The following is a 21613-nucleotide window of genomic DNA, read 5'->3' as shown; positions in this document are numbered from 1 at the left end:
CAGCCCGTGATGGGTGACGTGATTGCCCCGTGACCCGGTGCAGCGACCCGCCGGTCGCCGGTCGAGCTAATCCGCCGGCTGCAGCTCGAAGACCGGGATCACCCGGGACGTCTTCGCCTGATACTCGGCGAAGCCTGGAGCAGCCGCGGTGATCTTGCCGAACAGCTCGTCACGTTCGTCCGGCGGCAATTCCCGCGCGGTGACTTCCGAGGGTTCGTTACCGACCTCGATGTGCGCCGACGGGTTGGCGCGCAAGTTGTGCACCCAAGCGGGGTTCACGTCCGCGCCGGCGAACGACCCGATGATGAGCAGCTTCCCGTCGACGCGGAAATAGGCCAGCGGCGAGACGCGCGGCTGACCGGACTTGGCCCCGGTGGTGGTCAGCAGGAGCAGGTCGGCGCCCTCGAACTGGCCGCCTACCTTGCCGTCGTTGGCCCGGAACTCGTCGGTGATGGCCTCGTTGAACGCTTTGAGGGACTCGGTGTCAGGCATCTGTTGCGACATGCCTGGCTCAACCCCGGCGGGTCGGTGCCCTATTCCGTGTCGGCGGGAGCGGGCTTGCGACGTGCGTCCTCGGGCTTCGCGTCGATGCCCGATTCCTTACGCTGCTGGGCGGTGATCGGCGCCGGGGCGTCGGTCAGCGGATCGACGCCGCCGCCGGACTTCGGGAACGCGATCACCTCGCGGATCGAATCCGCGCCGGAAAGCAGCTGGACGATCCGGTCCCAGCCGAACGCGATCCCGCCGTGCGGCGGCGCACCAAATGTGAACGCGTCCAGCAGGAATCCGAATTTAGCCTCGGCTTCATCCTTGTCGATGCCCATCATCGCGAAGACGCGCTCCTGGATGTCGCGGCGATGGATACGGATCGAGCCGCCACCGATTTCGTTGCCGTTGCAGACGATGTCGTAGGCATCGGCCAGCGCCCTGCCCGGGTCGCTGTCAAAGGTGGCTTCCGACTCGGGCTTGGGTGAGGTGAACGCGTGGTGCACCGCGGTCCACGCGCCGCTGCCCACTGCGACGTCGCCGGCGGCGGTGGCCTCGTCAGCCGGCTCGAACAGCGGGAAGTCCACCACCCAGGTGAACGCCCAGGCATCCGGGGCGATCAGGTTGAGCCGCTTTGCGATCTCGTCACGCGCGGCACCCAGCAGCGCGCGCGACGCCTTCGCCGGACCCGCGGAGAAGAAGATGCAGTCGCCGGGCTGCGCACCGACATGTGCGGCAAGCCCGTCGCGTTCGGTGTCGGACAGATTCTTGGCCACCGGGCCACTCAGGGTGCCGTCGTCACCGACCAGCACGTAGGCCAGACCCCGGTGGCCGCGCTGCTTCGCGAACTCCTGCCAGCCGTCCAGCGTTCGACGCGGCTGCGACGCCCCTCCGGCCATCACGACCGCGCCGACGTAGGGTGCCTGGAACACCCGAAACGTGGTGTCGGAGAAGAACTCTGTGCATTCGACGAGTTCGACGCCGAATCGCAGGTCGGGTCGGTCCGTGCCGTAACGCTTCATCGCCTCGGCGTAGGTGATGCGCGGCACCGGGGTGGGGAGGTCGTAGCCGATCAACGCCCACACCGCCTTGAGCACCTGCTCGGAGATCGCGATGACGTCCTCGGCGTCGACGAAGCTCAGCTCCATGTCGAGCTGAGTGAACTCCGGCTGACGGTCGGCGCGGAAATCCTCGTCGCGATAGCAGCGCGCGATCTGGTAGTAGCGTTCCATTCCGGCCACCATCAGCAGCTGTTTGAACAGCTGCGGGCTTTGCGGCAGCGCGTAGAACGAGCCGGGTTGCAGACGGGCCGGCACCAGAAAATCGCGTGCGCCTTCGGGTGTCGACCGCGTCATCGTCGGCGTCTCGATCTCGACGAAGTTGTGTGCGGCCAGCACGCCGCGGGCGGCGGCGTTGACTTTGGAGCGCAACCGGATCGCGCCGCCGGGGCCTTCGCGGCGCAGGTCGAGATAGCGGTATTTGAGGCGGGTCTCCTCGCCGGCGGGCTCGTCGAGCTGGAACGGCAGCGGCGCGCACTCCCCCAGCACCCGCAGCGACGTCGCGTTGACCTCGATCTCGCCGGTGGCGATCTCCGGGTTGGTGTTGCCCTCCGGCCGGATTTCCACCACGCCTTCGACGGCGACACAGAATTCGGAGCGCAGGCGATGGGCCTGAGCCAGCACGTCATCGGCGCGGAACACCACTTGGGACACCCCGGAGGCGTCGCGCAGGTCGATGAAGATCACCCCGCCGTGGTCGCGCCGACGAGCGACCCAGCCGGCCAGCGTCACCTTCTGACCGGCGTCGCCGGCCCGCAACGAACCGGCGGTGTGACTGCGCAGCACGAAATACTCCTCGCAACGGTGGAAACGACAGCCCAGTCTAGAGGCGGTAGTTTCGGAGACCGTCATGGATATTGCAGTGGTCGGTCCCGGAGCTGTCGGTACGACGGCCGCGGCGTACCTGTCCGCCGCCGGCAACCGGGTGCTGGTCTGCGGGCGGACGCCGAGACCGCGCACCGAATTGCGTCCCGACGAGGGCGATCCGATCGTGGTGCCCGGCCCGGTCACCACCGATCCCGCCGTCATCACCAAGCCGGTTGGGGTGGTGTTGCTGGCGGTCAAGACGACCCAGAACGCCGACGCGGCCCGGTGGCTGGCCCGGCTGTGCGACGAACACACCATCGTCGTGGTGCTGCAGAACGGTGTCGAGCAGGTGGAGATGGTGCAGCCACACTGCCCGTCGTCGACCGTCATCCCCGGCATTGTCTGGTTTTCGGCCGAGACCCAGCCCGACGGCTGGGTGCGACTGCGCGGCGAGGCCCGGCTGGCGCTGCCCACCGGGCCTGCGGCAACCACGTTCGCCGACCTGTGGCGCCACGCCGGCGGTACCGCCGACTGCGATCCCGACTTCGTCACGGCCGCGTGGCGCAAGTTGTTGGTCAACGCGGTCGCCGGCCTGATGGTGCTCACCGGACGCCGATCCGGCATGTTCCGCCGCGACGACGTCGCCGAACTCGCAAGGCGGTATGCCGGCGAATGTCTGGAGGTCGCCCGCGCGGAGGGAGCTCAGCTGGGCGACGACGTCGCCGACGGCACCGTGCAGATGTTCCGTTCGGCGCCAACCGATATGGGCACGTCGATGCTGGCCGATCGCGAGGCCGGCCGCCCGCTGGAGTGGGACATCCGCAACGGGGTGATCATCCGAAAAGCGCGCTCGCATGGAATCGCCACGCCGATCAGCGACATCCTCGTGCCACTGCTGGCCGCGGCCGGCGACGGCCCCGGCTGATGAGGATGGCCAGCTCTCTAGACTGCGAGCCCAGGAGGATCGCCGATGACCACGTTGTTTCCCTGCGAACGCGTCGACGTGAGCTTCACCGAGAGCGCGCCGTACCGCTTCACCAACAGCGTCGATCTCGCCATCACGCCCGAGCAGGTGTTCGAAGTACTCGCCGACGCGGGGTCCTGGCCGCGCTGGGCGAGCGTGATCACCAACGTCACCTGGACCAGCCCTGAGCCCCGGGGTGTGGGCACCACAAGGACTGTCGACATGCGCGGCGGCATTGTCGGCGATGAGGAGTATCTTGTCTGGGAACCGTTCACGCGCATGGCTTTTCGGTTCAACAGCTGCTCAACGAAGGCCGTCGGCGCTTTCGCCGAAGACTACCGGGTCGAGGTCATTCCCGGCGGCTGCCGACTGACCTGGACACTGGCGCAAAAACCGTTGGGGCCGGCCAAGATTGCGATGTTCGTGGTCCGGCCGGTGTTGAATCTGGCCTTCCGTCGCTTTCTGGCCAACCTGCGCCGCTACACCGACGAGCGGTTCGCGGTGACGCCGCAGGGTTAGCGTCGGCCTACAGCGCTCCGCCGCCGGCGAAGACGCTGAACATATCGCTGAAGAGACCCGCCGCGGCGTCGAACGGTGGCGGAAGGCTGATGTCACCCAACGGGGTCACCAGTGTCTCGGTGATCACGTTCTGGCCGCCCGCCGAGGCGATATCGGAGTAGAGACTCTCAAATCCGTAGCCGAAGTTGACGATCTCGAACTCCGAGCCCACCGGTAGGACGGCCGGGTCCGATGATTGAGTGACCAATATCGCCTCGGTTTGGTCGTTGAAATCGTCCAACGTGTTGGTGACGTCAGCGGTGAACGTGCCGGAGCCGAGCGTGCCGTCGGTGAAACTGAAGTCCTGGCCGCCCTGAATACCCACGTCCACCGGCGGAAGTCCGTTGATACCAGTGAAATTCAACGCATCGGTCGGGGTAAAGGTCATCCCGTTCGAGAATGAGACCGGCGAATTGCTGATGGTTTCGGCTTTGGCCGCGTCGAAAGCGACGGGGATGATGAAGGTGCCCATGCTGGTCTGAAGGGTGTCCGTGAAGTGGTTCCCACTCGGCGTGACGATGTCGGAATAGATGTTGTCGGAGCCGTAGAAATCGATGGTGTTGTAAATCGATCCGGCCGCCGGGATGTCGGCCCCGGTGGCACCGACTGTGCCGGAGAGGTCGTTTGTCACCAGGACGGCCTCGGTGAAGGTGCCGGCGCCGTCCGACGTCGTCGTGTCGACCGTGCCAACTGTGCCGACCAGTGTCCCGGCCGAGTTGAAGAAGCTGAAATCCTGGGTGCCCTGCAGCGCCGCCGTCAGCGGCGGTATCCCGCTGATCGACGTAACCGTTTGGGAGCCAATGGCTTGCATGGTGCCGCTGTTACCGATGATCACCGGGGCGGCATAGACGGCCGGCCCGTCGGCCGCGTCAAACGTGGTCGGGGCGCTGACGTTCCCGGTGGAGCTGACCAGCGTGTCTGTCACGGTGGCTGTGCCGTGGCCGTCGGGTATCGCGGAGTACACGCTGGTACCGGCGCCGTTGCCGTAGCTGTACGAGTCGAAGACCGACCCGACCGGCGGTGCGTCAGTGCCTCCCGCACCGCTGTAGTAACCCGTCTCGGGCGTCGGTGCGACGTACACCTCGGTGTTGATGTCACCCAACCCATCGTTGGAGACGCTCTCGAATCCGTAGAACGTCCCGGTGGCGTTGGTCGTGGTGTCGGTGTAGCTGAACAGTTGCTCACCCTGAATGCTCCCGGTCACCGCGGGCGGCGCGGTGTCGGCGCCGTCGAATCCGTGTCCGTAGAGGCCGGTGATCGTTTCAACTGAAGTAGCGTCGGGCAAGATTATGTAGTTGTCGGCGTTGGCGACCGCCAACGGCAGCAACGCCAGCCCCAGCAGTCCGCCGGCCGCGGCGCCGATATTGCGCACGGTCCAACGTCGACTCGACGCGGACGTCGCCTGGCCCGCAGCCAAGTGGAGTCGTACGTCGACAGGTGTGGGCGCCAAAGGCGTGTGAGGACTCGTCACTGAGTGCTTACCCATGGTTGGCCCCGCTTTCAGGTCTGCGATTCTGGGATTTCTGTGGTCGATGCCGATACGTGAGGGGATTCATTCGACAAGCCGTAGGCGTCGTATACGAAGGCAAGGTCGGCGCGGATGCGCTCGGGGTCGAGTCCGAATTTGTCCGGCGAGTGCTGGTGACGACTTGTGTAGCCACGCTGCTTTTCCGCCTGTTGGCGCACCTCGTCTTCGAATTCGGCGCTGGGCTTGATTTCGATGAAGTCGAGAATTCGGGCCATTGTGGGCTCGAGATTCTGGAGCAGGTCCTCATAGCGAACCACGCACACGTTCTTCTCCGGGATGCGTCCGGCAACCTCGGCGTCACGAAAGTAGCGAAGCATATCGCCGGACGCCTGGTAGAGGTTTTCCAGCCATTTGTCTTGGTCTTTTTTACTGGTGCGGTTCCAGATGTCGAAACCGTTCTCCAGCACGCTGGCCAGCAGCGACATTCCCGAAGGGATCACCTCGACCGGATCGCGCACAATGTAAACCAGTCGGGCGTCGGGATAGCGCCGCAATAGCGCGTCCAGACGGAACACCAGCATGCTCGACTTCACCAGGATCCGGTTCGCGCCTTTGGCGGTCAGGTTCCTTCGCCAGATCGCCTCGTAATACTTGAAGAAGTGGTTCTCTTCCTTAGCCGACACACCATCGATCCCGAAGTTACGCCGAGAGAACTCGCTCCCCCAGGTGTCGCGCCAAGCCAGAAAATACGCCCACGCGAACGGGCCGTCCATCGTGCGGAAGAACCACGCCACGTCATCGGTTTCGATGCCACGCAAGCTGGTGTCATGAACGTCCGACGGGTGATACTGCGCGGGATTGAGCTTGTCCAGCCGCGGCACGATGCCGCCGAGCAGCTTGCGCGCGGTAATCGCGGGAAACAGCATCTCCCACAATTCCAACGCCGCCATGTCGCCGGCCCCCAACAGGAAGCGATGCAGGAATGTCGTGCCACTCCGCGGGTTGCCGATGATGAAGATCGGGCGGTCGATCGCCTGCTTGCGGTGCCGCGGGAAGAAGATGTGGTCGAGCCCCAGCGTCGTCGCCGAGATGACCTGCCGCACCTGCAGGAGCGTGAACACGCCCAAGGGCTTGAACCACGACCCGAACGTCTTGCCGATCACCGCATAGACGCGCAGGTAACGACCCATTTAGCTCTCCCAGACTGCCGAGGCACACACGATCGTGAAGCCGGATGCTGCACTTGCGATGACAAGTTTGTCACCGTTGTTGACCGTTCCGTGCTTCAGGCGGTGATTGAGGGCGACCGCCCACGAGGTGCTGGCGGTGTTCCCGTACAGGGAGTGGGTGTGCACGCACGCCTCGGGCCGCGCGCCGATCGCACCGAATACGCGCTCCAGGATGGCCTGGCTCGGCTGATGGAAAATGTAGTGGTCGACGTCTTCGGCTGCCCAACCGGCGGACCCGAGAAGGCGCTGAATCTCCCCCGGGACGTGCACCGCAAGTGCGAACAGTTCCTTCGAGCGCGACACGAAGTGGCCGTCGACCGGCGCCGTGCACAGGTCGTAGTACTCGGCCAGCGTCTTGTGCTGGAAGCCCATCAGCCGCGCGCTGCCCGCCGGCAGCGCGTTGCGAGTCACCAGGAATGCGGTGGCGGCGTTGCCCAGTGTCAGGCCGGCAGCCAGGTTGGCCACGTCCTCCAGCGACTGCAGGTCATAGCTGACACGGTCACGCCAGAGTTCGCCGGCGCAAACCAGCGCCGTCTCGATCTCGGGATGTAGAGCGAAGTAACCCGCGACCACGTGCAGCGCCTCGACAAGTCCGGCGCAGGCGCACGTCACGTCGAACGCGTGCAGGGGTGTCGCCCCCAGCCGTCCGGCAACTTCGGACGCAGTCGCCGGTTCGAAGGCCTCGCGGGCGATCCCCCCATAGACCAGAAGGTCGATGTCGGACGCTTCAACGCCGTTCTCGAATAGACAGGCGGTCGCCGCGCGAGACGCAAACTCACCGGGCGAGAGCGTCTGGTCCGGGTCGACGTAGCGGACCTTGGTGTTACACCGCCCGAGTACGTACTCGATGCCCTGTGCGATCGCATCCCACTCCGATGCTGGACCACGGAAGTTCTCCCGGACCCGCGACAGAACCATCTCGTTGTCTAGGGCGGTCTCTGGCATCACGACCGCAGGCCTGGACATGTACATACACGGAAGCTGAGATTCCCCGCTGGATTTCTGAGACATTTCGGCTCCCATCCCCTAGAACCACTCTGATTTTATCTTCGTTAGGGCCCCAAAATACGCCCTGCGACGTGTTTGTTCCACCGGTATTGGCCAAAACGCCTCGTTTCGGCTGCTCTCAGCCGAAACTTAGCTCGAGTCACGAGATTTCGTGCCATGCCGAGCGACGTCCGACGTCCGGATCTGCGCTGAGGACGTCGCCGAAGGACCCGATGACGCGGGTCAACCGCTGCGGGATTTCGTAACGGGGCCAGTCTTTCGACCAAAATGGTTCGTTACACGTATGTGCAGTAGCGAATTTCGACCACGTGCGCTGCATACGGCGACCCACCGATGGCGTCAGCCATGTGCCCAAGGGGTGCAGCCGTCGGCCCAAATGCGAGTCATAGCTATGCAACACGTGAATAATCTCGCTGCCGTGCACCGCGCCTAGACGCGTCGCACGCAGAGTGCAAGACGCGTGATCGAACCGATAGACGTACGTCGGCGCGTGTGCGCTGTAGGCGTCGGCGAACGCCCACATGGGCGCAACAAACATCACGTCGGCGCCAACCGCTTCCCGTGCCCGGCGTCGCGGATAGCCGGGGTAGGCCTGGAGCATCCGGTCCCGCGAATCCCGTTCCACCCGTGCGAAATAGCGGTCGATGGTAGCCGGCGTCGTCGGCAACATCGGGGGCTTGTCTCTGGCGAAGAGCGCGGCCTCGTGCCGATTTGTACCGATTATCAACGGAATTCGGGGCATGGCGCCCAGTTGCGCCGCCTCGATCGGATGCCGCGGCAACAGATCGACCCCGTAGGTCAACCCGTGCGCCAGCGTCGGCGTCGATGCAACACTTGCGAGTTGCAATTCCCCTGCCGCACGTCGCAATTCACGCTGCGGCAGTCCCTTGAGCAGATGCGCCTCCGCCGTGGTCACACCGAGTCGACGCAGAAACTCGTGGGACTGCTCGGCACGCGTAGCGCGGTCAGCGATTAACGGCAGTGCGGGGCTCTGCGCAATCGCTCGGGTGAACAACCCCGCTGCGGCCGGGCTGGCCATCAGTGCCAAAACTGAAGTAGCGCCTGCGGATTCACCGAATACGGTCACCCGGTTGGCATCGCCGCCGAACGCGGCGATGTTGTCACGCACCCAAGTCAGCGCGGCGATCTGGTCGCGCAGGCACAGGTTGTCATCGAAGCCGTCGCCGAGGTCGCCGAGCTCGAAGCCGCCGAACACCCCGACCCGGTAGGTGACGTTGACCACGACGACATTGCCGTTGGCAGCCAACCGCGCGCCGTTGTAGAGCTGGAGTTGGCCCGCGCCGTTGAGAAATGCTCCGCCCGGAATCCATACCATCACCGGCAGCGAGCCGGACACATCCGGCGACCACACCGTCACCGTCAGGCAGGCCTCGTCGCGGACTTTCGGGTCCCTGCGGTCGCCTGCCACCATCGAGCGACTCTGCAGCGGCAACGGCGCGTGTTCGACGGCGTCGCGCACACCCGACCACGGCGACAGCGGCGCCGGCGCCGCGAAACGCCGCTCGCCGACCGGTTGCTCGGCGTATGGCACGCCACGCCACACCGCTACGCCGCCTTCGACCGTGCCCCGCAGATCGCCCCCCACCGTCCGCGCGAGAGCGGGAACTTCGGCAACCCGGGGCACGCCTGAATCGTAGTGTGAAAAGCTGATCTCGCCGGGCCGGCAGCCGCGACAGACACGCAACGGAGAGTGCGATGACCTTCAACGAGGGTATGCAGATCGACACCAGCACGACGTCGGCGTCCGGCGGCGGCGGACGGGGAATCGCCATCGGCGGTGGGCTCGGCGGCCTGCTGTTTCTTGTAGTGGCCCTGCTGCTCGGGGTCGATCCCGGCAAGGTGGTGAATCAGCTGCCGACGAACACCACCCAGGACGTCGCGCCCGGATTCGATCTGAGCAAGTGCAAGACCGGCGCGGACGCCAACCAGTACGCCCAGTGCCGCGTCATCGCCACCGGTAACTCGGTGGACGCGGTATGGAAGCAGCTGATGCGCGGGTACACCCGCCCGCATGTCCGGTTGTTCAGCGGTCAGGTCAACACCGGCTGCGGTCCGGCCAGCACCGAGGTCGGGCCCTTCTACTGCCCGGTGGATCAAACCGCCTACTTCGACACCGGCTTCTTCGATGTGCTGCGTACGCAATTCGGTTCCAGCGGCGGACCATTGGCACAGGAGTACGTGGTCGCCCACGAGTTCGGACACCACGTTCAGGACCTGCAGGGATCACTGGGCCGCGCCCAGCAGGGTGCGCAGGGCGCGGGCGGCAACGGCGTACGCACCGAGCTACAGGCCGACTGCTACGCCGGGGTGTGGGCGCATTACGCCTCGACGACCAAGCAGGAAAGCACCGGGGTGCCCTTCCTGGAACCGCTGAGCGACAAGGACATTGCCGACGCGCTGTCGGCTGCGGCGTCGGTGGGCGATGACCGCATCCAAAAGGCCGCCACCGGCCGCACCAATCCCGAGTCGTGGACGCACGGATCTTCAGAGCAGCGCCAGCACTGGTTTACCGTCGGCTACCAGACCGGTGATCCCAACCAGTGCGATACGTTCCGCGATCCGAATCTGAACTGAGTCAAAACAGCGTCGGCTGATACGTTTCGGCGACTCGCTGAGGTGCAGCGGCGCCGAATCGCCGCTCCCCGCCGGCGAGGCCGTGTTCGGCGATGAGCGGAGCCGCCCTTGCCCTGAGCTCGTCACGATATGACGGCGGCAAATACGCTCCTCGCCGGTACAACTCGCGGTACGGGCCCACCAACCGGGGGTGGACCCGCGTCAGCCACGACATGAACCAGCCTCGCGTCGACCCGCGCAAATGCAGGCCGAACACCGTGACGCCATTTGCTCCGGCCGCTGCGATCTGACGAAGCAGTGCATCGAGTTGCTCCGTGGAATCAGTCAGGTACGGCAGCACCGGCGCCACCATCACGTGACAGCTCAGCCCGGCCTCACGGATCGCGGCGATCAGTCCGAGGCGGGCCTGCGGGCTGGGTGTGCCCGGCTCGACCTGCTTGTGTAGTACTGGATCACCGACAGCGAGCGAGACGGCAAGGCTGATCGGGACCTGGCCGGCAGCGTCGGCGATCAACGGCAGATCGCGGTGTAACAGCGTGCCTTTGGTCAGGATCGACAGCGGTGTGCCCGATTCCGCGAGCGCACCGATAATCCCCGGCATCAAGGCATATCGCCCTTCGGCCCGCTGATAAGGATCGGTATTGGTGCCCAGCGCCACCGTCTGGCGTTGCCACGCCGGTCGGCTCAGTTCGTGGCGCAGCACGTCCACGACATTGGTTTTCACCACCACTTGCGTGTCGAAATCGTTGCCACAGTCCATATTCAGGTATTCGTGGGTTGGCCGAGCGAAACAATATCGGCAGGCGTGCGAGCAACCGCGATAGCCGTTGACGGTGTACTGGAACGGAAGTGTCGCTGCGCGCGGAATCTTGTTCAGCGCGGACTTGCACAGCACCTCGTGAAATGTGATGCCGTCGAACTGCGGCGTGCGCACGCTCCGAACGAGGCCAATGCGCGCCAATCCGGGCAGTGCGCCGTCGTCGAGCTTGACGCTTTGCCCGTCCCACCGCATGTCCACTATTCGAACTCTTGTTCGAAGAAATGTCAAGCCTGTTAAGGGCCTGAGAAATGACCCCGCGACCTATCCTCCCGTCGCCAATATGCCTGCGCTGTCGGGGTTGTCATTTAAGCTGAACCACCGTGACGTCTGACATCGACGCCCCCAGCGATAACAAAACTCTGAAGTGGGCCATGGGTGGGGTGGCTGTGGTGGCAGTGCTGGCGACGATCGTCGCCGCGGTGCTGCTTTTCGGAGGCGGGGGGTCGGGAGGGCCGCAAGGTGCGGGCTCCGACAGCGCCAACCAGGAGGCCGCCGCCGGAGTAGCCAGCGCAAAAGACACCGGGCCCATCAGCGTGATCACCGAAGATCCCAGTTGCGCGGCGTGGACGTCGATTAACAACGATCTCGCCAATAGCGGCCAGGGGCTGTGGAACGACCGCGATCGATCGGTCCCAGCGTCGGCCTGGACCCAAAAACAGAAGGCGCAGTTCGTTGCGGCCGGGCAGTCGATGCGCGGCGCCGCGGCGCAGACGGTCGGTTTGGTCAAGCTGACGCCTCACCGGGTGATGCGCGAGCTCTATCAGCAGTTCATTGCATACGCGCGTGCCTACTCCGACCGCATCCCGAAATACACGCCGGCCGACAACAATTTGGCTGGCGCCGCGAACAGCGCCTCGTCAGCGCTGGGGTCGATCTGCGCTGCCATCACCGACGGGCCTGCCGCGGCCAGGGGGCCGCTGGTACCGCCGTCCGCCCCGCCGTCCGACATCGCGCCGGTAGGCAACCTTGCGAGCCCGCAGCCCTTCCTCACCAGTAGTAATAGCGTTTGCTCCCAATGGAATTCAGCGCTGGACCAGTTCGGCAAGCAGACCGCCGCGTGGCAGCAGATCGACCCCAACATCCCGTCGATCTACTGGAACCGCGAGCAGAAAGCCGTCAACTATCAGGTCGGGCCGATCATGAACTCCTTTGCGACCAAGCTCGAACAGCTTGGGCGACAGAGTGATAACGCCATCTGGCAGGATTTTGCCAATCTTTCGGCGCAATACCGGCGGGCTTTCGTCACCGCCCTTCCTACCTACACCCCGAACGACAACCATCTGGCCAACGCGGCCAACTACGCCTCCACGACCATCCTCGGTGCGTGCGCAGCGGTAGCCGAGTAGGCACTGGTAGCGGCGCCTGATCGCTCACGCTCGATCGACTGGCGTTAAGGCAGCAGCCAGGTGGTATCCGCTAAGGCATTGGGATTGAGCAGATTGTCGCCCGCACATGAAAAACACACCGGGCATTGATGCCCGGTGTGTCTTTACCCCCTGCCCGATGGAAGCGCTCAGGCCCAGCTGGAGCCGACCGCGGAGTCGGTGCTGCTCATGTTGTTGCCGGCGGTCTGCACCTTCTGGCCGTGGGAGTTGGCTTGTTCGTAGATGACCTGGAAGTTGCGACCCAACTGGGTGATGAACTCCTGGCAGGCCACCGAACCCGAGCCACCCCAGAAATCACCGGCAGCCAGCACATCGCGCACGATGGCTTGGTGCTCGGCCTCCAGGGAGGCGGCCTGGGCGCGGATCAGCGCGCCGTGGGCGTCGACATCGCCGAACTGGTAATTGATCGACATAACGTTCTCCTTTTACAAAGTCTGGTCGGTGGTGGGCTAGCTGGACAGGATCTGCTGAGAGGCCTGCTCTTGGCTCTCGTAGTTGTTGGCGTCGCGGATCAGCCCGTCGCGCACCCCGTGCAGCATGTTGACGATGTTGCGGAACGCGGTGTTCATCTGGCCCATGGTGTCGTAGGAGGTGGCCTGAGCGGTACCGCTCCAGCCGGCCCCGGCGATGTTCTGGCTCGATGCCCACATCTTGCGGGCCTCGTCCTCCACCGTTTGGGCGTGCACGTCGAAACGGCCCGCCATCGACCGCATCTCGTGCGGGTCAGTCATAAAACGAGTAGGCATATCTCTCTCCTTAGTTCGATGTCAGTTCGAGTTCGAATGTGTTGTGTAACAAAGGCATCCCCCGCTTCTCATCCGCCGGCCGGCGTACGAGTCTCTACCTTCACGGACGCCGTCTTGGCGGCCTGGGTGCCCATGCCGCGCCCGTTCATCGCGCCCATGAGGGCCTGGGTGTAGGGGCTGTTGGGCAGCGCCGCCGATGGGTTCAACGGCGCGACGCTGTTGGCCGGCAGCACTGGAGCCGCGCGCACCATCTCCGGCGCATTCGATGCCCAGCCGTTCGGTATCGACAACCCACCGAGCCGCTGCGCAGACGCCAGCTGAGCAGTGAGCGACGATCCAAAGCCGCGCATCTGGCCGGAGATGCCGCCCATCAGGGCCTTCAACTTGGCATCGACCAGCGACGACACGTCGGCGAGCATCGCCTGTTGGCCCGCCTGCAACGCCTGGCTCGCGTTCATCGAATTCGCCATGCTCATCAGCATCTTGACCGGCATGCTGGCGAACATGGTCGCGTAATACGCGCCCTGGATTGGAAGCAGGGAGCTCGTCGCCGAGCCCACAGCCGGCGCAGTCGCCGCCGTGCTAGCGCCCGACGTGGCGGCGGCGGAGTGAGCAGTCGAACTGGCACCCGTCAGATTGGTCACTGCGGACGACAGCGCAGACGACAGCCCGTTGGTGGAAGTCGTACCCGCAGTGGAGTTTCCACTCAGCAATCCTTGCAGTGTGGTGCTCAGATTGTTCAGAGCGGTGGTGATCGAGTTCTCGATGGACTGAGCCGCCGCGGCTAGATCGGAGGACAGACCGCCGTCGCTGGTCGCCGGTGCCGGGGTCTGCTGAGGCAACACGACGGCCTGCTCGGAGGCGGCGGCGTAGGTGTCCATCGACAGCCCGTCCTGGAACCACATCTCCATGTAGTGCGCTTCAGTGGCGGCGATCGCCGGGGTGTTCTGGCCGAGGAAGTTGGTGGCGACCAGCGCGGCCAACAACGCCCGGTTGGCCGCGATCACCGCCGGCGGGACGGTTCCCGCAAAAGCGCTCTCGTAGGCGGCGGCAGCCATCCTGGCCTGGATTCCGGTTTGGGCGGCTTGGCCCGCGGTGCCGGCCAGCCAGTCCACATACGGCGTGGTCGCCGAGACCATTCGCATTGAGGACGGCCCCAACCAGGATGATCCGGTCAGCTCCGAGACGATCGCCTGAAAAGAACCAGCGGCGGCCTCCAGATCAGCGGCCAACATGTCCCACGCCGAGGCGGCCGCCATCAGCGGCCCCGAACCCGCCCCGCTGTACATCAACGCGGAGTTCAGCTCCGGCGGGAATATCATGAAACTCATCGGCCCAGGCCCCCCTTAGCCAGCAGCAGCTGCATTCTCCGCCTCTGTCAGCGCATACGCCCCGGACCCGGACCGCAGCGCAGCTACTAGTTGTTGGTGTATTGCTGCCGCATGGGCGGCGATCTGCTGATATGTCACGCCGTGACCGGCGAACTGGGCCGCCGCCATCGCGGACACAATATCTGACGCCGCGGGCGCCAAGCCGGTTGTCGGTGCCGCAGCGGCCGCGTTTCGCGCCACCAGTGCGTCGCCGATGCCCGCCAAGCTGCCCGCTGCGCCGGACAACGCTTCCGGCTGAGCAGTTACGAACGACACCCTCGGATCCTCCTAACGCGACATCGGACCCCGGTGCGACCAGCTGGATAAGTTAATGAGATTAACTTGTCACGAAGAGCCGCTGTCGAGGTCTGACGGTTGCGCAATCTTAAATCACAAACGGACTCGCTGTGCTGAGAAATGGCAAAGAGACAATCCACTTCGGACAATTCTTGAACAGCCGTATACAGCGACTTCCCAGGAAGCCGTGAGGGCCCGAAAGCACCTCGTAGTCGGTACCCTTATTGGATACGAGTCAATAGCCTCCGCGGCCCAAAACCGGGTATGGGCGTCGAGCGGCGGGCGCGGTCGGCAGGCACCGCCGTCGACCGTGTCGCCCAGCGAAGCCCGACACGCTCCGCGACCACCCATCACCACGCTGCCGCGAGTTCGCTGAGCACGGTAATTGTATTGATTACTTAACGATTCGCTCGCCTCGAAGCTCCGCTGCGTGCGCGATGAGCGGGTCTGACGGGCCCAGGCCGCCGACCGGCGCGCCCTCCGTCGGCGGAACCCACCGCGCCGCTCGGGCGGCGACGAGTTGGGCGATAACCCGCGCCCGCCGAAAGGCCGTCGAGAAGTTCGCCGCCATTGTGAGTCGTCGATGGTAGAAAACATCTCCACTCTTTGTGCGGTTTTTATGGGTTCGTCGGTCACCGGACTGCGCTAGATCATGATCGGAATTCAGCAGCCCGCCAATGCTGAGAAAATGCTGAAAAATTTGGTGCACCGAAACCTTGGAATCGTCCGAGGGGTGACGGAAGGGTGAATCGGATGCGAAGTACGTCAGTAGCGAACCGTTGTTCTCCCCAGGGACGCTGCGCCGACGGGAAGTCCAACTTGCCACGTTCGGCTGCACCCTAGGTCTACCGCCGGTTGGCGTTCAGAGGCGCGCCAACCGCCGAACGGTACAAATGAGAAGTGGTCGAGGAGTCGCAATCGGCAGGTGAGGTAGCGCCGCCGTCCGGCATAAGTCGCCGCAAGCTGCTCGCGACCAGCGCTGCGACCACGATCGTCGGCGCCGGCCTGGGCGCCACGGGCATCGCGTTGCTCGGATCACCCGGCCATGGCCCCAGCCTGTGGACCCGACCAACTCAGAGCGGGGCCCAACCGGTCGGCGGACTGCATCTGCAATTCGGTAAGGATGCGTCCAGCGAGGTCGTCGTCTCGTGGCACACCACCGAGGCGGTCGGCAACCCACGAGTCATGCTGGGCACGCCGACCTCCGGCCTGGGCCGCACCGTCGCGGCCGAGACGCGCACCTACCGCGACGCGAAATCGAACACCGACGTCCGCGTCCACCACGCGCGGCTCGACAATCTGATGCCCGACACCGACTACGTGTACGCAGCGATGCACGACGGCGCCGATCCCGAACTGGGGACGGTCCGCACCGCACCGTCAGGGCGGAAGCCGTTGTGCTTCACAAGCTTTGGCGATCAGGCAACGCCGACCCTGGGCCGGCTCGGCAAGGACGGGTACCGCAGCGACAACCTGGGATCACCGGCGGCCGGTGATATCACCACCGCGATCGAACGCATCGGTCCATTGTTCAACCTGGTCAACGGCGACTTGTGCTACGCCAACCTCGCTCACGACCGGATCCGCACCTGGTCGGACTGGTTCGACAACAACACGCGTTCCGCACGCTATCGACCGTGGATGCCCGCCGCAGGAAACCACGAGAACGAATCCGGCAATGGCCCGGTGGGTTACGCCGCCTACCAGACGTATTTCGCGCTGCCCGACTCCGGCGCCGACGGCGAACTGCGCGGCCTGTGGTACTCGTTCACGGCCGGTTCGGTGCGCATCGTCAGCCTTGCCAACGACGACATCTGCTACCAGGACGGCGGCAACACCTACGTGCACGGCTACTCCGGTGGCGCCCAGAAGCGTTGGCTGGAAAGGGAACTCGCCGACGCCCGCGCAGACAATCGGGTCGACTGGGTGGTCGTGTGCATGCACCAGACCGCAGTATCCACCGCTGACCGGACCAACGGCGCCGACCTGGGCATCCGGCAGGAATGGCTGCCGCTGTTCGACCGCTACCAGGTCGACCTGGTGGTGTGCGGCCACGAACACCACTACGAGCGCTCACATCCGATCCGCGGCGCACAGGACAGCGAAACCAGGACGCCCATCCCGGTCGCCGATCACGGCGACGTCATCGACACCACGAAGGGGACGGTGCACGTCGTCATCGGCGGCGGCGGAACCTCGGCGCCGTCGAACACGATGTTCTTTCCGCAGCCACGGTGTCGCGTGGTGACCGGCATCGGCACGTCTCAGGATGCGATCGGCCGCCGAGTTCCCATCTACGTGGTGGAGGACGCGCCGTGGTCGGCTTTCCGCGATAGCCAAAACCCTTATGGCTTCGTCGCTTTCGACGTCGATCCGGGCACGCCGGGCGGGCACACATCGATCAAGGCGACCCATTACGCGGTCACCGGTCCGTACGGAGCGATCAGCGTGGTGGAGCAGTTCACGCTCACTCGGCCTCGCCGCGGCTGAGCCGGCGATCCATCGCTGGTAATGTCATTACCACTTTTGGTCAATGATCCTCTCGGAAGGCGGCATGACGGCTTCTACGCGCACCGCGGAATCGGTCACTGAATTCGCCGAGCGGGCCCGCAAGTGGCTCGCCGACAACATGCCGCGCATCGCGGATCCAGACAATCCGCCCTACGCCGACCGGGGTGAAGAGGACTCCTGGCAGCACGTCCGTCAACTCCAGCGGAAGCTGTACGACGGCGGCTTCGCCGGCATCTGCTTTCCCACCGAGTACGGCGGCCTCGGGCTCGACATCGCCTACCAGAAGGCGTTCGACCTCGAGAGCATCGGCTATGAGTTGCCGCTGATCCTGAACGTCCCGACCTTCACCATCTGCTGCGCGACGATCCTCGACACCGGTAGCGAAGAGCAGAAGCGGCAACACATTTCGGCGGCGCTGCGCGGCGACGAGGTGCTCGTCCAGCTGCTCTCCGAGCCGAGCGGCGGCTCCGACCTGGCCGGCGTGATCACCCGCGCCGAGCGGCGCGGCGACAAGTGGATCGTCAACGGCGCCAAGACGTGGAGCACCGGCGCCTTCGCCGCCGACTACGGCCTGCTGCTGGCCAGAACCAACTGGGATGTGCCGAAGCACGAAGGGCTGACCCTGTTCCTGGTCCGCCTGGACAGCCCCGGCATCACGCTGCGCCGCATCAAACAGGTCAACGGCTCGACGGAGTTCTGTGAAGAGTTCTTCGACGACCTGGAACTCAGCGACGACGACGTGGTCGGCGAAGTCGACAAGGGTTGGGATGTGGCGACGCGCCAACTGCACCACGAGCGACGCGCGGTGGGCGGCGGCTCGGAGTTCGCCAGTGGCAGCGGCGCAGAGAACAACCAGGAACAGCCGCCGGACTATGTCGCGATCCTTCGCGCCGCCGGACTCAGCGACAACGAGCGGGCACTCGAGGCCGCCGGCCGGGCGCTGACGCATCGCGCGGTGTGGGAGCAGTTGATCGACCACGTCTATCGGGGTGTACTGGACGGATCACTGCCCCCGACCGGCGGCACGCTGATTCGGCTCTTCCAGGCTGAGGAGGTGGCGCTCGAGATCGACACCGCGCTGGCGATCGCCGGTGACGCCGGAGTCGTCGACGGGCCGGCCAGTCTGCTCGCGATCGGCGAGCGCTACCTGTCGCGCCAGACCGCGGCACTCGGCGGCGGCACGACCGAGATGGCCCGCAATGTCATCGGCGAACGGATACTCGGCTTCCCGCGCGAGTTCGCCGCCGACCGGGGCGTGCCGTTCAACCAGGTCAAGCACGGCCGCAGCTGACTTGCCAGGGAAGCCGTCGCGGGTAGCACCCAGATCGACGGCAGCGTGGGGCCCTCTCGCGATTTGTCGCGCTCGCGTCGATCTCGGTGCAGCTAAAAGTTGAGCCGCGAAAGCACCTCGGCGACAACGGAATCCGTCGCGACGTTGACCTGCTCCCCCGTCGTCAGGTCTTTCACCCCGATGGTGCCGGCGTCGATATCCCGGTCGCCGGCCACCAGCGCCACCCGCGCTCCTGAGCGGTCGGCGGCCCGCATCGCGCCCTTCAGCCCGCGATCGCCGTAAGCCAAGTCCACCCGCACGCCGCCCGCGCGCAGCTGGCCGGCCAGCACCGCCAGGCGCAGTTTGGCCTGCCCGCCCAGCGGAACCCCGAACACGTCGCAGCGCGCGGCCGGTCCGGCGTCCTTACCCTCGGCCTGCAACGCCAGCAGCGTGCGGTCCACCCCGAGCCCGAACCCAATGCCCGACAGATCCTGGCCGCCGAGCTGATGCATCAGCCCGTCGTATCGCCCACCGCCGCCGATGCCCGATTGCGCGCCCAACCCGTCGTGCACGAATTCGAACGTGGTCTTGGTGTAGTAGTCCAACCCGCGCACCATCCGCGGGTTGATCACATACGGCACACTCAGACCGTCGAGGTGCGCGAGCACGGTCTCGAAGTGCTGCTTGGCGACATCGGAGAGGTGGTCGAGCATCACCGGCGCCTCAGCCGTCATCGCCTTGACGTCCGGGCGCTTGTCGTCGAGCACCCGTAGCGGGTTGATCTCGGCACGCTTGCGGGTCTCCGCATCGAGATCGAGCTGTAACAGGTAGTCCTGCAACAGTTCCCGATACTGCGGACGACAGCTGTCATCGCCCAGCGAGGTGATCTCCAGCCGGAAATCGTCCAACCCCAGCGAGCGGAAGCCGGCGTCGGCAACCGCGATCACCTCGGCATCCAGTGCCGGATCGTCGACGCCGATCGCTTCGACCCCGACCTGCTGCAGTTGGCGATAGCGGCCGGCCTGCGGGCGTTCGTAGCGGAAGAACGGGCCCGCGTAACACAGCTTGACCGGCAGCGCGCCGCGGTCCAGACCGTGCTCGATCACCGCGCGCACCACTCCGGCGGTGCCCTCGGGCCGCAGCGTCACCGAACGGTCGCCGCGGTCGTTGAAGGTGTACATCTCCTTGGACACCACATCGGTGGACTCGCCCACCCCGCGGGCGAACAGCGCAGTGTCCTCGAAGATCGGCAACTCGATGTCGCCGTATCCGGCGCGGCGGGCGGCGTCCAGCAGACCCGACCGCACCGCGACGAAGCCTGCCGAATCCGGCGGGTAGTAGTCCGGCACGCCTTTCGGCGCGGCGAAGGGGCTCACCGGCTCAGCCCTTCGAGGAACGGGTTGGACCGGCGCTCGTCGCCGATGGTGGTGGAGTTGCCGTGCCCGGGCAGGACCACCGTCTTGTCGTCGAGGACCAGCAGCTTGTCGACGATCGAGCGCAGCAGGTCACGCCCGCTGCCGCCGAACAGGTCGGTGCGGCCGATCGAGCGCTCGAACAGCGTGTCGCCGGTGAAGGCCAGGTCTTTGTCGCCTGACACCCGGAACACCACCGAGCCCCGGGTGTGGCCCGGTGTGTGGTCGACGGTGACGCTGATCCCGCCCAGGTCGATCTTGTCGCCGTCCCGGTCGAGTTCCACCACCTGCTTGGGTTCGCGAAAGATCGCCGCCAGCAGCAGCTGACCGATCTTGGGCCCGAAGTCCTTGATCGGATCGGTCAGCATGAACCGGTCCTCGGGGTGGATATAGGTCGGGCAGCCGAAGGTATCGGACACCTTCTGCGCTGACCAGATGTGATCGATGTGGCCGTGCGTGAGCAGCACCGCCGCAGGTGTCAACCGATTCTCGTCCAGGATGCGCCGCAGTTGACCCATCGCGCGTTGGCCGGGATCGACGATGACGGCGTCGGCTCCGGGGTGCGGCGCCAACACGTAGCAGTTGCACTGCAGCAATCCGGCGGGGAATCCGGTGATGAACACGTCCTCCAGTTTCCCATCTGAACAATCGTGGACGGGTCGCGCCACCCTTATCCAGCGTGGGCTGGCACACTCTTCCCCGAGACCCAGCCCGCGAACATGGAGGAATAGCGGCGGTGCCGACCAACGAACAGCGACGAGCGTCAGCCAAGCGCAAACTGGAGCGGCAGCTGGAACGCCGCGCCCAGCAGGCCAAGCGTCGCCGGCTGCTGACCATCATCGGAGGCTCGGTGGCGGCCGTCGCCGTCGTCGCGATCGCGGCGTACAGCATCATCGCGAGCAATCAGAACCACAGCGACAAGCAGGCGTCGTCGAGCGGCAGCTCCTCGGCGAGCAACGGTTCGACCCCCGAAGCCGGGGCGCTGCCGCCCTTCAAGCCGGCGGCCGACCTGGGCGCCAACTGCCAGTACCCGCCCGCGCCGGAGCCCGCCAGCAAGCAGGTCAAGCCGCCCCGGACCGGCAAAGTGCCCACCGACCCCGCACAGGTCAGCGTCAGCATGGTGACCAACCAGGGCCACATCGGCCTGTTGCTCGCAAACAACGAATCCCCCTGCACGGTCAACAGTTTCGCGAGTCTGGCACAGCAGAAGTTCTTCGATGACACCAAATGCCACCGGCTGACGGCCGCCCCGACATCCGCGGTTCTGCAATGCGGCGACCCCGGCGGCGACGGCACTGGCGGGCCGGGCTACCAGTTCGCCAACGAGTACCCGACGGACCAGTACAAGCCGGGCGACCCCGCCATCCACGACCCGGTGACGTATCCGCGGGGAACCCTGGCGATGGCCAACAGCGGGCCGAACACCAACGGCAGCCAGTTCTTCCTGGTCTACAAGGACACCCAATTGCCGCCTCAATACACCATTTTCGGCAAGATTCAGCAGGACGGGCTGGCGACTCTGGACAAGATCGCGAAGGGCGGCGTCGCCGGCGGCGGCGCGGACGGGCCACCCGCCACCGAAGTCACCATCAAGTCCGTGATGCTGGACTGATGACGATGACACGAATC

20 protein-coding genes are annotated in these 21613 nt (G+C 65.4%); 7 read left to right on the top strand and 13 right to left on the bottom strand.

Going from position 1 to position 21613, the window contains the following annotated elements:
- Window positions 1-66 precede the first annotated feature (66 nt).
- Both G6N27_RS01905 and aspS read right to left on the bottom strand, forming a co-directional pair.
- Window positions 67-504, bottom strand: coding sequence for a nitroreductase family deazaflavin-dependent oxidoreductase (locus tag G6N27_RS01905; protein ID WP_163774814.1), 438 nt, complete (start codon window positions 502-504; stop codon window positions 67-69).
- Between the two features lie 29 nt (window positions 505-533).
- Window positions 534-2330: an aspartate--tRNA ligase gene (gene aspS, locus G6N27_RS01900; protein ID WP_163774812.1), complete on the bottom strand. Its 1797-nt coding sequence runs from the start codon at window positions 2328-2330 to the stop codon at window positions 534-536.
- 64 nt (window positions 2331-2394) lie between these two features.
- Between aspS and G6N27_RS01895 the strand changes: the two genes are divergently transcribed.
- Together G6N27_RS01895 and G6N27_RS01890 are read left to right on the top strand one after the other, a co-directional pair.
- Window positions 2395-3276, top strand: a complete 882-nt coding sequence (locus G6N27_RS01895; RefSeq protein WP_163774811.1) for an oxidoreductase — start codon at window positions 2395-2397, stop codon at window positions 3274-3276.
- Between the two features lie 54 nt (window positions 3277-3330).
- A complete protein-coding gene (locus G6N27_RS01890) occupies window positions 3331-3834 on the top strand; it encodes an SRPBCC family protein (protein WP_163781194.1) in 504 nt (167 codons plus the stop codon).
- A gap of 7 nt (window positions 3835-3841) precedes the next feature.
- On the opposite strand, the gene G6N27_RS01885 is transcribed toward G6N27_RS01890, so the two are convergent.
- From G6N27_RS01885 to G6N27_RS01870, 4 genes are all read right to left on the bottom strand, one after another.
- Window positions 3842-5245, bottom strand: a complete 1404-nt coding sequence (locus G6N27_RS01885) for a hypothetical protein (RefSeq protein ID WP_163774809.1) — start codon at window positions 5243-5245, stop codon at window positions 3842-3844.
- A gap of 128 nt (window positions 5246-5373) precedes the next feature.
- Window positions 5374-6504, bottom strand: a complete 1131-nt coding sequence (locus G6N27_RS01880) for a sulfotransferase family protein (protein WP_163774806.1) — start codon at window positions 6502-6504, stop codon at window positions 5374-5376.
- A 27-nt stretch (window positions 6505-6531) separates the two neighbouring features.
- On the bottom strand, window positions 6532-7515 hold the full coding sequence (locus tag G6N27_RS01875; RefSeq protein ID WP_232065211.1) for a 3-oxoacyl-ACP synthase III family protein: 984 nt from the start codon (window positions 7513-7515) through the stop codon (window positions 6532-6534).
- A gap of 202 nt (window positions 7516-7717) precedes the next feature.
- Window positions 7718-9250, bottom strand: coding sequence for a carboxylesterase/lipase family protein (locus G6N27_RS01870; RefSeq protein WP_372513027.1), 1533 nt, complete (start codon window positions 9248-9250; stop codon window positions 7718-7720).
- 44 nt (window positions 9251-9294) lie between these two features.
- On the opposite strand from G6N27_RS01870, the gene ypfJ reads away from it, so the two are divergent.
- Window positions 9295-10173: a KPN_02809 family neutral zinc metallopeptidase gene (gene ypfJ / locus G6N27_RS01865; RefSeq protein ID WP_163774800.1), complete on the top strand. Its 879-nt coding sequence runs from the start codon at window positions 9295-9297 to the stop codon at window positions 10171-10173.
- Window position 10174: 1 nt separating this feature from the next.
- Here the strand turns inward: ypfJ and G6N27_RS01860 are convergent, their stop codons facing one another.
- Window positions 10175-11185 (bottom strand): Rv2578c family radical SAM protein, encoded by a 1011-nt coding sequence (locus G6N27_RS01860; protein ID WP_163781191.1) that lies wholly within the window; start codon window positions 11183-11185, stop codon window positions 10175-10177.
- A 128-nt stretch (window positions 11186-11313) separates the two neighbouring features.
- Here G6N27_RS01860 and G6N27_RS01855 point away from each other — a divergent pair, with 128 nt between their 5' ends.
- Window positions 11314-12339 (top strand): hypothetical protein, encoded by a 1026-nt coding sequence (locus tag G6N27_RS01855; protein ID WP_163774797.1) that lies wholly within the window; start codon window positions 11314-11316, stop codon window positions 12337-12339.
- A gap of 167 nt (window positions 12340-12506) precedes the next feature.
- Here the strand turns inward: G6N27_RS01855 and G6N27_RS01850 are convergent, their stop codons facing one another.
- From G6N27_RS01850 to G6N27_RS01835, 4 genes are all read right to left on the bottom strand, one after another.
- On the bottom strand, window positions 12507-12791 hold the full coding sequence (locus G6N27_RS01850; protein WP_163774795.1) for a WXG100 family type VII secretion target: 285 nt from the start codon (window positions 12789-12791) through the stop codon (window positions 12507-12509).
- Between the two features lie 36 nt (window positions 12792-12827).
- Window positions 12828-13124, bottom strand: a complete 297-nt coding sequence (locus tag G6N27_RS01845; RefSeq protein ID WP_163774793.1) for a WXG100 family type VII secretion target — start codon at window positions 13122-13124, stop codon at window positions 12828-12830.
- 68 nt (window positions 13125-13192) lie between these two features.
- Window positions 13193-14455, bottom strand: coding sequence for a PPE family protein (locus tag G6N27_RS01840; RefSeq protein WP_163774789.1), 1263 nt, complete (start codon window positions 14453-14455; stop codon window positions 13193-13195).
- 15 nt (window positions 14456-14470) lie between these two features.
- Window positions 14471-14770 carry a PE family protein gene (locus G6N27_RS01835; RefSeq protein WP_163774787.1) on the bottom strand — a complete coding sequence of 100 codons (300 nt, stop codon included), beginning with the start codon at window positions 14768-14770 and terminating at the stop codon, window positions 14471-14473.
- Window positions 14771-15691: 921 nt separating this feature from the next.
- Here G6N27_RS01835 and G6N27_RS01830 point away from each other — a divergent pair.
- Window positions 15692-17281 (top strand): purple acid phosphatase family protein, encoded by a 1590-nt coding sequence (locus G6N27_RS01830; RefSeq protein WP_163774785.1) that lies wholly within the window; start codon window positions 15692-15694, stop codon window positions 17279-17281.
- 64 nt (window positions 17282-17345) lie between these two features.
- Window positions 17346-18593, top strand: coding sequence for an acyl-CoA dehydrogenase family protein (locus G6N27_RS01825; RefSeq protein WP_163774783.1), 1248 nt, complete (start codon window positions 17346-17348; stop codon window positions 18591-18593).
- Window positions 18594-18685: 92 nt separating this feature from the next.
- Here G6N27_RS01825 and hisS read toward each other — a convergent pair whose 3' ends face one another.
- The gene (hisS, locus tag G6N27_RS01820; protein WP_163774781.1) at window positions 18686-19948 is read right to left on the bottom strand and encodes a histidine--tRNA ligase; all 1263 of its coding nucleotides are present in this window, start codon (window positions 19946-19948) and stop codon (window positions 18686-18688) included.
- A complete protein-coding gene (locus G6N27_RS01815; protein WP_163774779.1) occupies window positions 19945-20607 on the bottom strand; it encodes an MBL fold metallo-hydrolase in 663 nt (220 codons plus the stop codon). Before G6N27_RS01815 ends, hisS begins: the two co-directional genes overlap by 4 nt.
- A 113-nt stretch (window positions 20608-20720) precedes the next feature.
- Here G6N27_RS01815 and G6N27_RS01810 point away from each other — a divergent pair, with 113 nt between their 5' ends.
- Entirely contained in the window at window positions 20721-21596 is an 876-nt protein-coding gene (locus G6N27_RS01810) for a peptidylprolyl isomerase (RefSeq protein ID WP_163774777.1), read from the top strand.
- The last annotated feature ends 17 nt before the right edge of the window (window positions 21597-21613 follow it).

Origin of the sequence: Mycobacterium cookii (genome assembly GCF_010727945.1) — a bacterium.
Lineage (GTDB): Bacteria > Actinomycetota > Actinomycetes > Mycobacteriales > Mycobacteriaceae > Mycobacterium > Mycobacterium cookii.
This window is presented reverse-complemented; position numbering and strand designations above follow the sequence as displayed.